The sequence below is a fragment of the Paenibacillus sp. Root52 genome (assembly GCF_001426865.1).
GTDB lineage: Bacteria > Bacillota > Bacilli > Paenibacillales > Paenibacillaceae > Paenibacillus.
In genome coordinates, this window is the sequence record NZ_LMFO01000013.1 from 35341 (window position 1) to 47387 (window position 12047).

Consider the following 12047-nt stretch of genomic DNA (forward strand, 5'->3'; position numbering starts at 1 on the left):
CATTGGATCTTTGGCCGCTAAATATGAATCAAGCGGCAACGCTGGAACTATCGCTCGAACAAAGGGCGACTTAGGCGGAGCCAGCTACGGCATTTATCAATTCACCACTAATCAAGGGTCGGCTAAAGGCTTCGTGCAGTATTTGAAGAATGCAGATCCCGCAGCCTACAAAACACTTGCTGCACATCCTGTAGGTTCGACTAGTTTTGATGCAGCCTGGAAACAGGTTGCTGCATCCAATAAGAATTTTGCACGGGCTCAGCATGATTACGCGAAGCAAACCTTCTATGACCCGATTGCTAAGTCTGTCCTGAAGAGTACGGGACTGGATGTAAACAAGCGATCACCAGCTGTCCAGGCTGCGCTATGGTCAACATCGGTACAGCATGGTCAGGGTGGAGCTGCGCGAGTCATTAAGAATGCCGGCATTACGGCTAATATGTCAGACGCAGAAATATTGAGAAGATTGTACACAGAGCGCGGAGCTAATAGTGGGGCGAAATACTTTAAGTCTTCGCCACGTAATATTCAGTTAGCCGTTGCAGATCGATTCAAAAGAGAACTCCAGGATGCGCTTGGCATGCTGAGATAGGAGGAGTCTTATGGCGACAAGGCTTGAACAGTTTACAGAAGATCAACGTAAAAAGGCATTGGAGGTCAAGGATGCAGCATTAAGTGGAACCCTGAACAGGCAGCAGCCTAATGCCCAGATCAACCCGCGTACGCAAGCCGTCAAAAGCTTTCTGGCCAACCAGCCATCGATGCGTGAGCTGCAGTCATCCTTGCCGCCGGCACTCACTCAAACGGGCTCGGATATTTTCAGTAATTCAACCCTGGGGCGTTCCTTGGGTGGTGACCCACAATCGCTCCAGACGTACCAGCAAGCTTCAGGTGTTCCGCTGGAGCCACAGCCGCAGAAGATATCAACCTATGAAGCGAATAAGCAGAAGATCGCCCAGGATGCGGCGACCAGTCCATTCGCAAGTCTCGTATCCCCATTTTCAAATGCTATGAACTATCTTGCCTACGGGAATCCCGTGGGCAATTTTGTTACCCGTTTAGGCGGATCGGCTGGACAAGTGGCTACAGGCACGCCGAGTATGGCACCAGGTGACACAGGTAGCAGGGCAGCTAACTTTACCGCCGATCTACTAGGTGGTGCTATCGGATCCGTAACGAACCCTGCAACTATTGGAGCCCCTGGCCTCGGCATGCTCTCCAGTACAAATAGAGGATCTGACATGCTCGTTAATAGCCGAGTTGGCCAATCCGTAATCAATAAGATTGCCCAGGCGCCAAGTAAGGTCATGAGCGTAGATAAAGCAACCCGCTTAACGACGGGTGCTGTTCGAGAGGGTATTGCTGGCGGTCTGCAGGGCGGTACAGGAGCTTGGGCAAGAGGTGAAGATCTTGGAGGCATTGCAACAGATACATTGCTAGGCGCAGGGCTGGGTGCAGGTGGTGACCTGCTACTTCGTGGAGCTGGTGCAGGGATCTCGGCATTACGGAATCGTGCTGGATCAGGCAATCTGACTGGAGCTATTCGAGAGTTAGGTGAGGCAGCTCAGCCTGGACTGGGAGTATCGGGGCTAGGGAAGAATCGAGATCCCTACGCAGCCGCAGCGTTATCAGATACGAAGAGTCAGATCCGGTCACGTAATAGCATTGAGCTAGGCACTCCAGGAGGATTGGCCAATAAAGCCTATACAGCCCTGGTCGATGATCTTAACCCGCTTCGCCAGTTTGACCGATGGATGGAGAAGGTAATGGGGCGTAGCCTGAGAGCCTCAGAGAGTACCCACAAGCTTGCTCTAGGTACCCGTGGTGCAGACATGACCGCACGTCAAATCGTGACAGACGGGCTAGTGGACAGCGCAGGCAACACCGTAGGAGCATCCCTCAAACAGGTTTTGAGTGAGCTGCCGAAAGGTAAATTCCTCGACTTCGAGGATTATCTCATTAACCGGCATGCGATTACCCGTTTTGATCGCGGGGAAAAAGTATTTAAAGATAGCTTGAATTGGACACCTGAAGCTGGCCAGATCAAATTGGATCGGTACGATGCTGAGTTTCCGGAGTTTAAGCAGATTGCCGATCAGCTCTATGAATTCAACAACACCATGGTGCAGAAGTGGCTAGTCGAGCCTGGTATCATTTCACCGAAACAGGCTGAAGCCTGGCTTGAAGCTAACCCCTACTATGTGCCGAATAAACGTTTCTTTAGCGAGCTGGAAAAGACAGGTAAGCAGATTGGCGGGGCTAAGGGTAAAGGCTTTGGTGGCAGAAACCCAGTGAAGGGCTATCAGAAAGGTGGATCTCAGCGTCAGATTATCAGTCCGATCGAGGCAACTATTGAGAACGTTGACGCCTACGTGAAATCGGCCAACCGCAACAAGGTCATGCAACAATTTGTTAATAATATTAAACAGTCTCCAGAGGACTTTAAGGCTTTTGCGGAAATCGTAGAACAGCCGGAGAAGCTGGATGATATTACGAAGCAGTTGCTGGATGCGGATGGACTGGAGGATCTCCTTTCTCGATTCAGCGATGACTTCAACAGCGTGATGCAGAACACGAAGCTGGATAAGGACAATATTGTTCGGGTCCTGGTCAACGGTGAGCCTGTGCATGTGAAGATTAATGATAAGAGTTTACTCGAGGCAGTTACGGCTTTGGGTCCCAATAGTGGAGGGATGCTCCTGGACATGGTGGGCTGGGTCACCAATAAAATGAAGATGCTGACGACAGGGGCTAACCCTATTTTCAATATCACGCGTAACATCTTCCGTGACATTCCCCAGGCTTATGTAACTAGCAAGTCAACCGGAAACCCGATTCGCTTCGTAGCGGATCTGGTTCAGGCGTCTATGGAGACGTTCCTGAATAAGGATATCTACAAGCAGTACAAGGCACTAGGCGGTGGCCACTCTTCAGCTGTTGCGGCTAACCGTAATCTGCTGGCTCAGAGTAAACGGAAGATCCTGCCGCAGCCAGCCTTGAAAAATGCTATTCCGAAGACATTTGATATCCTGGAGAACTTCCAGAATGTCCTGGAGACAGCGCCAAGACTCGCCGAGTATAAAAGGTTGTCCAAAGGTGGAAAAGGCTCACAGGACGAAGTCTTGAACGCCTTGTATGAAGCTCAGGACTTAACGACGAACTTCAAACGGCGCGGTACCTTGACCCGGGAGCTGGACAAAGTGTTTCCATACATGAACGCTGCCATTCAAGGGGTTGACCGTTTTGCCCGGATGTACAAAGACAATCCTGTTCAGGCGGGGATAAAATCCGTCTTGGCCATCACGATCCCGTCCCTGGTAGCTTATGCAGTCAACCATGATGATCCGAACTACCAAAAGCTAAGCAACCGTATCAAGGATCAGTTTATTCTGATTCCGAAAGGCGATGGTACCTTTATCCGGATCGCGAAGCCGCAGGAGCTTGGCGTGTTATTTGGCGATATCCCGGAGCGGTTGATGCGGAAGCTTCAGGATGAAGATCCAGCAGCCTTCCGTGACTTTGCTGATGCGCTTCGGACAAACTTCTTACCACCGGGGATTCAATCCCTGACCAAGAAGGATGCGAACATCCCGGACAGGCTCCTGGGTGATACGATTTTTGGCCCTATGACGCAAGTATCTTCTAACCGTAACTTTGCTGATGCGCCTATCGTGCCCGGATACTTGGAGCGTTTGTCTCCTGAGCTGCAGTCTGATGCCCGGACAAGTTCGTTGTCTAAATTCATTGGAGAGCAAACAGGAATGTCGCCTAAGCAGCTAGACTATCTTATTCGGCAATACACAGGTGTTGCTGGTCAACTTGCTTTGCCGGCGATGTCGCCTGCCAACGAGGGCACCAATGTCCTGCAGTCGGTGGGTAATGCGTTTGTCACCAATATGACAGCGGATCCTGTGTACAGTAATGACATTTCCAAAGAGTTCTACAACTATAAGGATCAGATGGATCAGGCGAATACGGATAAGGATCTAAGGGATCTGCCTGCTTGGTACAATGACGATCTGCGTAAGCAGTTTAACCGGATCAGCAAGGACATGGGCTCAGTCCGGAAAGAGATGCGTGAGCTGGAAGCAAATCGAACGCTGAACAAGGCTCAGAAACGGGAACAGCTTCGCGTGATGCAACAGCAGCTCAACGACTTAGCCCAGGAGGGCGTCGATGCTGCAAAAGCAATCGTTCCATATAAATAGACCAACACGCTCAACTCCTGGGCGTGTTTTTTCATAGAGAGAAGGGGGAGAAGATCGTGGACGAGAGGGTGAGAGAGGTGGCTGACGAAAATTCGAAGTTGCTTGTCGATATTCAGATCCAACTTGCACGTATTGAGAAAACGTTGGAAGTCGTACCAACTTTGGCTGCTGCCGTAGAAACAGTTCGGGAGATTGCCCGTAATGCGGATCAGTCCTCAAAATCAGCGCATCACAGAGTGGATATGCTGCAATCGGCCAAAGAGATTGCGGATGATGCGCTGCGTAAAGCTGAAACGGCGCTGGCTACACAGAAGGCTCAGGCTGAGGATCAGAAGTGGTTTAAACGCACCTTTTACGGTGCTGTAATCGTAGGTGTTGCTGGTGCAATCGTTACTGCTGTTTGGGCAGGACTTAAATTAGGAGGAATGTAATCATGACAATGAAATGGTGGAAAGCTGCGGGCGTAAGAGCGATTAAAACAGGCGCACAGGTTGCTATCGGTGTAATCGGTGCAACTACTGTATTCACAGCGGTGGATTGGCGCGTAGTGGGCGGGACAGTTGTATTATCCGTAATCACAAGTTTGCTCACAAGTCTAGCTGGATTGCCAGAAGTAAGCAAAGGAGATGGTGCAGATGTATAAAGTTTGGATCGATGCAGGACATGGCGGTACGGATCCAGGAGCAGTTGGCCACGGGATCCAGGAGAAAGACATTGCTCTGAAGGTAACGCTAGGCATTAAGACACGACTGGAGGCAGCCTATGCTGACGTGCAGGTGCTGCTCTCTAGATCCACAGATGTATTCCTGGAGCTGCGCGATCGGACAGCCAAGGCAAACGCTGCTGGTGCTGACATCCTGGTATCTGTCCATTGCAACGCTGCCGGCGGTAAGGGAGGGTTTGAGTCCTACCGATATACGTCTGCATCCCAGAACAGTGTGAAGCTGCAGGATGCTCTGCATAAAGCCATCATGACAAAGCTGGGCGGTATTGATCGTGGCCAGAAGTCGAAGAACCTGCATATGGTACGGGAATCCAAGATGCCAGCAGTCCTGACGGAAAACTTGTTTATCGATGTGGCAGCTGACGCTGATCGCTTGAAGCAATCTAGTGTGATCGATGCGATCATTGATGGGCACGTCCAGGGTATCGCTACATACCTGGGGCTGGTCAATACGAAGGAGGACAAGCCGGTGACACAGGGGAGAGACATTAACGTACCAAGCAAGTGGGCTGAGACGACGTGGGCTGAGGTAACGGCAAATGGTTATTTTGACGGGATTCGTCCAGGGGCGCAGATCACGAGGGAAGAAACAGCAGTAGTCATTAATCGGCTCAGGAAAAATATCCTGGTCTTGTTTGCTACGACTAACGGTAATGTGTCTGATCTAGATAAACGTTTGAAAAATATTGAATCTAAAAGTTAAGGAATGTATAATAAAAGTAATCCGAAAGAATCGGTGAAGGGACTCCGTTCAATTACTGACGCGGGGTCCTTTTTAATATTATTTAATTTTATATTAAATTTACCGATATAAAATCATGTAAGGGGAATAGAAGGGATCTCGAGGACTAAGTCGAATAACAGTCTATACTACATATTCAAGAAGAGGGAGGGAATAGAAATGGAATCACAAAAAGGATTTGAACAAGTTAAAGGGATTTTAGATGAGTACAGTTTTTCCTACCAAGAAAGTTTAGATGATTTTGCATTTTATCTCCCTTTTAAAGGTGAAGATTTTTCTTCTGACGTGACAATTATCATTGATAATGAATACTTTATACTAGAATCAACTTTTCCAGTTAAAGTACCAAGTGATAAATTCGATGAAGTTTCGTTGTTCTTCTCTCACCTTAATGTTCATTTTAAGATGGGACACTTTTTTGTATATAGAAATTTAGGTGAGGTAGCATTTAGAGCCACTGGCATGTTTAATACCACCGGAAAAAATTTGGAAAAACTAATTTCTTTAACTCTAAATATGGTAGAAAATCACATGAAATCAGTTATGAGTATTGCTTTCGGTGATAAAGATCCTGTTGAAGTGTATAGAGGATTATTCAATGATTCTACTGTGGGGGAGAAGGTTGGAATTTGAGTCAGAATATTCTTCCTACAAAACTTTTTCATGGTACTACAGATAATCATCGGAATTCCCTAGAAGTTGGAATCAATATCAATATTTTAGGAGCCAACCCTCGCCCAGATTTTGGAGTAGGTTTTTATCTTACAAGCAACATGGAACAAGCTCAGGAGCAGGCTTTGCGAAAAACAAAGTTCGCTAACAAAAGAATTATTCGAGACGGTTCTAAAAAGCTCGTTCAACCTATAGTATTTGAGTATGAGCTCGATATAGAGCAAGTACAAATAAATAATTGCAAAATATTTGATAAACCAGATACTGTTTGGGGTAATTTTATATTAAGTAATAGAACTCACACATCTTACGGTAATTTGAATAACATAAATCAAACAATTCCATTGGTTTATGGTCCAGTTGCAGATGGGAAACCAAATATTGCGGTATTGCTAGATGACCTAAAAAAGAATAAAATTACACATCAAGAGGCCTTGAGAGGTATAATGCCGTGGCATCCATGGAAAGATGGTAATGTATCGTTTGATCAGTTATCTATCCATACTGAAGAAGCTAAAAATTGGATAAGTAGAAATCATATATGGGAGGTGGAACAAGCATGAGATATGATGAGGAGTATGTAGAACTCAGATTAAAGGAGATGGTGCTTGAATCCATCTCCCAGCGTGGTGGATACAAACATGATAAGGCTGAAGAACTTGTGGAAGGTTCCACTTTTATTGAAATGTTAAAAGAAGATCCAGACTTTATTGGGCACTACCCTCCTGAATATTGGGCTGATTATATATTAGAAGAACACTTATCAATGGGGAAATAATTTAAGGCCTACAAAAGAAGTGATTTTGAAGGCCTTTTTTCTGTTGCGTAAAGAACGTATGTTCCTGTATGATATTCCTAGTTACGGAGACGATATTGTGGCAAGTAAAAAGGCAATGAATAAACAAAAAAAGACGAGGGAAAACCGCACTAGAAGAACAGGAGTACAGATTATAGAACAGGCGATTTTGGAGTCTTACCAGGGATGAAGATTAATTACGTTGGTCGTGTTCAACCCATTTTATGATGAGAGTTTACAAGGGATTGTCACAGCAATCGACATGCCTCGAAGAGAAATCAAGCTTGTACGCGGTGATGAGGATTACGGCTGGACTCAGATAGAAGAGATTATTTCAGCTTCAATATAAGATATAATTAAAATCCGTCAGGCTAACCTAGGCGGACTTCTTTTTTCTATATAATAAGGGGCAATTATGGGGCACTATAATAGTAGAAACTCGCCTACGATATCGAATTATACATAAGGCGCTAACACTGAAATCCAGTATTAGCGCCCATTCAACAGATCAAATCAATTCAAAACATAGGGTGAGAATCAGCCTTCCAAGCTAATAGCGTGGGTTCGATTCCCATCACCCGCTTCAATAGAAAAGCAAAAGAGATATGGTGTATGCCATATCTCTTTTGCTTTTTTTACGCTTCAACGAATGTAATAACATTATCCAGTCGGATAGGAGCAATATTCTACGTACATCCATTACTGAATTTTTTATACGATAAATATAAAACGCTTACAAAAATATCTTGCCTAAATCAGCAAGCTGTATTACCATGTGAATTAAGCGCTTAACCTTTAGAGGTAAGGCGCTTAAACTTAACGTAGATTAAGCGCTTAACCTGTAAAGGGAAGGGAGACAATTAACGAATGGGAACAATTCGACTGACGATGGCACAGGCACTACTTCGATATTTAGATCAGCAGTACATTTCGGTAGATGGTGTAGAAACTAAGTTTGTAAAAGGTGTCATCGGTATTTTTGGACATGGGAATGTGACTGGTATTGGAGAAGCACTGGAGCGTAGCCCGGGTACGCTGCGATATATGCAAGGGAAAAACGAGCAAGGCATGGTGCATACAGCCACTGCTTATGCCAAGCAGAAGAATCGTAAACAAATCTATGCCTGTACAACATCCATTGGACCAGGTGCGCTGAACATGATCACAGCGGCGGCAACAGCAACAGTCAATCGGATTCCTGTCCTACTGCTTCCCGGTGATAATTTTGCAACGCGAGAGCCTGATCCAGTTCTACAGCAGTTGGAGGTAAGCAGTGACTATACGATCTCAGCGACCGACCCCTTCAAAGCTGTCAGCAAGTATTGGGATCGAATCGTTCGCCCAGAACAATTAATGATTGCAGCAACACAAGCCATGCGAGTATTAACTGACCCAGCAGAGACAGGCGCGGTAACATTGGCACTGCCGCAGGATGTTCAGGCAGAAGCATACGATTATCCAGAATCGTTCTTTGCTCGTAAAGTACACTACTTGGATCGCCGTCCACCGGTTCAATCTGCACTGGAACGGGCAACGGAACAGATAGCCCGCAGCAAGAAGCCACTGCTCGTTGCCGGTGGCGGTGTATTGTACTCTGAGGCATCCGCACAATTAGCGGAATTCGCCGAGAGGTTTGGCATTCCTGTTGCTGAGACACAAGCCGGTAAAAGTGCTATACCGTGGAACCACCCGCTGAATGTGGGTGCCATTGGGGTTACTGGCTCCCTAGCAGCCAATAGGCTTGCAAGGGAAGCGGACGTTGTAATCGGCGTGGGAACTCGGTTCTCCGATTTTACGACGGCGTCTCGCTCTGCTTTTCAGCATCCGGAAGCTACTTTCATCAATATTAATCTTAATAGTATGGATGCCGCCAAATTAGGTGGAGAAGCCATTCTAGCAGATGCACGGGAAGGTCTACAGGCATTGCAAAAGACATTGCAAGAGCAGCAATACCAAACGGGATATGGCGCAACTGAAGTTGCTAACTTGCGAGATGAATGGATTACAGAGGTAGATCGGCTGTACAGTCTAGAACATACAGATGGTCTTGCACAGACTACTGCGGTTGGCGTTATTAATCAAACGATTGATCCATCTTCCGTAATCGTGTGTGCAGCAGGTAGTCTACCAGGAGACTTGCATCGTCTGTGGCGAGCAGCAGAGCCGAAGACATATCACATGGAATATGGATTCTCTTGTATGGGATATGAGGTAAGTGGTGCGTTCGGAGCTGCGCTTGCTGAGCCTGATCGTGAGGTATACGCCATGGTTGGCGATGGAAGTTATTTGATGCTTCATTCTGAACTGGTGACCAGCTTACAGGAACAGAAGAAGTTCACTATTTTATTATTTAACAACAATGGATTCCAGTGTATCCATAACCTACAGCGTGAGCATGGAAGCGACGGGTTCGGTAACGAGTTCCGGTACCGGGATTCGGAGAGCGGAAGACTCTCTGGCGATTATATGCAAATGGATTTTGTTGCTCATGTCAAGAGTATGGGAGCCAAAGCCTACAAGGCTGAAACTGCGGAGCAGTTGGAGCAGGCACTCAAGGATGCTAGAAACGAGAACGTGACTACACTCATCGAGATCTCAGTCGTGCCGGGAACGAACGCAGGTGGGTACGAGTCATGGTGGAATGTGGGTGTACCGGAGGTTTCTACAGAAGAAAAGGTAATTCATGCTCATCAGGCAATGTTAACGAATCGATCCAAAGCAAGACCCATTTAATTCAGCACTGTTCACGATACGGAGCTAGAGGCTGAACGACAAAGGAGATGTAAAGCAATGAACAAGTTGCCCTTTCAGCTCGGGATTCATCCAATTAATTGGGTTGGCGAGGACGTGAAGGAACATGGTGATGCCACAACCTGTGAGCAGATTCTAGATGATATTCAGCGTCTTGGGTTAACAGGTACGGAGATGGGACGCAAATATCCAACCGATTCTGCAACGCTACGCGAGGAATTGAATAAGCGGAACATCCGTCTTGTCTCCCAATGGAAATCGGTCCTGCTATCAGACCCAGCCTATCGTCTATCCGAGCTGGACAGTTATCGAAGACACGCGGAATTTTTACAGTCGATGGGTAGTAAGGTGATTAGTACAGCTGAGGTGGGGGGTTCGCTGCATTTTGACCCACGGCGCACACCGCATGAAAAAGAAGTATTAAGACTGAGCGAATCGGAATGGCATACATTTGCTGATGGCTTGAATGTAGCTGGAGCTATCGCTCAAGAGTATGGGCTCAAGCTCACATATCACCACCATGGCGGCACTGTGGTAGAGCAGCCAGATGAAATTGACCGGCTTATGGAGCTCACCGATCCTTCACTGGTGTACCTCCTGTACGATACGGGTCATGCCTATTACGGTGGTGCAGATCCACTTACGGTGCTGCGTAAACATTATGACCGCATAGCTTATATCCACTTGAAGGATATTCGCCCACATGTGCTTGATGAGGCTAGGAAGGAACAATCTGATTTTGTCGGTTGTATTCGTAGAGGCGTGTTTACTGTACCAGGTGACGGATGTATTGATTTTGCACCAATTCTTCAGGAATTGATCACGCGAGGATATGACGGCTGGGCGATGCTCGAAGGGGAACAAGATCCAGCAATTCACAATCCTTATGAGTATGCGAAACGCTCTCTGCAATACATGGAATCCCTAATCAAGTAGTCTACGAACTGGTTCTTCTAGTAACTCACAGAGCCATAAGAACTTATTCAGAGGATTCATCAATGACTGTTCTTAAGATAGACGATCAGTACCGAGCTAACCAAGCGACCAAGACTCAATCTGATTCATTAAATATTTCCCTTAGAAAGGGGTTCAACGGTAATGACCTACGTATCCTTTCCGGTATCCAGAAAGCTAGACTTTACTGCAATTGGCCGATTATGCATCGACCTTAATGCTAACGAGATTAACCGCCCTATGGAAGAAACGATGACGTTTACCAAATATGTAGGTGGCTCTCCAGCCAATATTACGATTGGCATGTCAAGGCTTGGCATGAAGACAGCGTTTATCGGCAAGATCGCAGACGATCAGATGGGACGCTTCATCCAAAGTTATCTGGAGCAGAACACGATCGACACCTCCAATGTCGTATCGGATGATACGGGGGCAGTTACAGGACTTGCGTTTACAGAGATCAAAAGCCCAACCGATTGCAGTATTCTGATGTACCGGGATAACGTAGCTGATCTGAAGTTACAGCCGCGCGAGGTGCAGGAGCAACTCATTGCAGATTCTAGCGTGCTCCTGATTTCTGGTACTGCCCTCGCTCAGAGTCCTTCGCGTGAAGCTGTATTGCAGGCACTAACTTATGCCAAGAGACATGGAACTGTCATTGTGTTTGATCTAGATTACCGTCCATATACATGGTCTTCAGCAGAAGAAACGGCGGTATATTACAACCTGGCAGCAGAGAAGTGTGACATCATTCTAGGGACTCGCGAAGAGTTCGATATGATGGAAACATTTGATCATAACCCAGAGCATAACGATCAGGTAACCGCTCAGAAATGGTTCGACTTTGATGCCAAAATCGTAGTGATCAAACACGGCAAGGAAGGTTCCATTGCGTACACCAGAGAAGGGCTGTCTCACCGTGCGGATAGTTATCCAGCGCGGGTTGTCAAAACATTTGGAGCAGGAGATTCTTACGCAGCCGGATTCCTATATGGTCTGATGCAAGGATGGAAGATTGAACGCAGTATGGGGTACGGTGCAGCAGCAGCCAGCATTGTCATCTCTAGTCACAGTTGTTCGGATGCAATGCCTACGGTGGAGCAGGTGAATGAATATATCGAACGTTGTAATCGAGGCGAAATAACAGTGTGATCGTTGGATCGCATCATTACTCAGAAACGCAGATCCGTTTACCGAGGA

General features: G+C 46.7%; 11 protein-coding genes. All 11 read left to right on the forward strand.

What is annotated here, in order from left to right; genetic code table 11:
• Positions 1-10 precede the first annotated feature (10 nt).
• The 11 genes from ASD24_RS14950 to iolC all read left to right on the forward strand — a co-directional run bounded on the left by ASD24_RS14950 (position 11) and on the right by iolC (position 11999).
• On the forward strand, positions 11-592 hold the full coding sequence (locus tag ASD24_RS14950; protein WP_056697070.1) for a hypothetical protein: 582 nt from the start codon (positions 11-13) through the stop codon (positions 590-592).
• Positions 593-602: 10 nt separating this feature from the next.
• On the forward strand, positions 603-4208 hold the full coding sequence (locus ASD24_RS14955; protein WP_056697072.1) for an LPD38 domain-containing protein: 3606 nt from the start codon (positions 603-605) through the stop codon (positions 4206-4208).
• 56 nt (positions 4209-4264) lie between these two features.
• Positions 4265-4639 carry a hypothetical protein gene (locus ASD24_RS14960; protein WP_056697074.1) on the forward strand — a complete coding sequence of 125 codons (375 nt, stop codon included), beginning with the start codon at positions 4265-4267 and terminating at the stop codon, positions 4637-4639.
• 2 nt (positions 4640-4641) lie between these two features.
• A complete protein-coding gene (locus tag ASD24_RS14965) occupies positions 4642-4851 on the forward strand; it encodes a holin (RefSeq protein WP_056697076.1) in 210 nt (69 codons plus the stop codon).
• Positions 4844-5635, forward strand: a complete 792-nt coding sequence (locus ASD24_RS14970; RefSeq protein ID WP_082560417.1) for an N-acetylmuramoyl-L-alanine amidase — start codon at positions 4844-4846, stop codon at positions 5633-5635. Before ASD24_RS14965 ends, ASD24_RS14970 begins: the two co-directional genes overlap by 8 nt.
• Positions 5636-5833: 198 nt before the next feature.
• The gene (locus ASD24_RS14975) at positions 5834-6307 is read left to right on the forward strand and encodes a YbjN domain-containing protein (RefSeq protein WP_056697078.1); all 474 of its coding nucleotides are present in this window, start codon (positions 5834-5836) and stop codon (positions 6305-6307) included.
• Positions 6304-6909 carry a DUF3990 domain-containing protein gene (locus tag ASD24_RS14980; protein WP_056697079.1) on the forward strand — a complete coding sequence of 202 codons (606 nt, stop codon included), beginning with the start codon at positions 6304-6306 and terminating at the stop codon, positions 6907-6909. Before ASD24_RS14975 ends, ASD24_RS14980 begins: the two co-directional genes overlap by 4 nt.
• The gene (locus ASD24_RS14985; protein ID WP_056697082.1) at positions 6906-7124 is read left to right on the forward strand and encodes a hypothetical protein; all 219 of its coding nucleotides are present in this window, start codon (positions 6906-6908) and stop codon (positions 7122-7124) included. Before ASD24_RS14980 ends, ASD24_RS14985 begins: the two co-directional genes overlap by 4 nt.
• An 885-nt stretch (positions 7125-8009) precedes the next feature.
• Positions 8010-9875 carry a 3D-(3,5/4)-trihydroxycyclohexane-1,2-dione acylhydrolase (decyclizing) gene (gene iolD / locus ASD24_RS14995; protein ID WP_056697086.1) on the forward strand — a complete coding sequence of 622 codons (1866 nt, stop codon included), beginning with the start codon at positions 8010-8012 and terminating at the stop codon, positions 9873-9875.
• 57 nt (positions 9876-9932) lie between these two features.
• Positions 9933-10829: a myo-inosose-2 dehydratase gene (gene iolE, locus ASD24_RS15000; RefSeq protein WP_056697088.1), complete on the forward strand. Its 897-nt coding sequence runs from the start codon at positions 9933-9935 to the stop codon at positions 10827-10829.
• A 162-nt stretch (positions 10830-10991) separates the two neighbouring features.
• A complete protein-coding gene (gene iolC / locus ASD24_RS15005) occupies positions 10992-11999 on the forward strand; it encodes a 5-dehydro-2-deoxygluconokinase (protein ID WP_056697090.1) in 1008 nt (335 codons plus the stop codon).
• Positions 12000-12047: the final 48 nt, after the last annotated feature.

Excerpts from the sequence above, each read along its gene's own strand:
- ASD24_RS14985 (WP_056697082.1), top strand. The coding sequence starts at position 6,906 with ATGAGATATGATGAGGAGTATGTAGAACTCAGATTAAAGGAGATGGTG.
- iolE (WP_056697088.1), top strand. The coding sequence starts at position 9,933 with ATGAACAAGTTGCCCTTTCAGCTCGGGATTCATCCAATTAATTGGGTT.
- ASD24_RS14955 (WP_056697072.1), top strand. The coding sequence starts at position 603 with ATGGCGACAAGGCTTGAACAGTTTACAGAAGATCAACGTAAAAAGGCA.
- ASD24_RS14965 (WP_056697076.1), top strand. The coding sequence starts at position 4,642 with ATGACAATGAAATGGTGGAAAGCTGCGGGCGTAAGAGCGATTAAAACA.
- ASD24_RS14970 (WP_082560417.1), top strand. The coding sequence starts at position 4,844 with ATGTATAAAGTTTGGATCGATGCAGGACATGGCGGTACGGATCCAGGA.
- ASD24_RS14975 (WP_056697078.1), top strand. The coding sequence starts at position 5,834 with ATGGAATCACAAAAAGGATTTGAACAAGTTAAAGGGATTTTAGATGAG.
- iolD (WP_056697086.1), top strand. The coding sequence starts at position 8,010 with ATGGGAACAATTCGACTGACGATGGCACAGGCACTACTTCGATATTTA.
- iolC (WP_056697090.1), top strand. The coding sequence starts at position 10,992 with ATGACCTACGTATCCTTTCCGGTATCCAGAAAGCTAGACTTTACTGCA.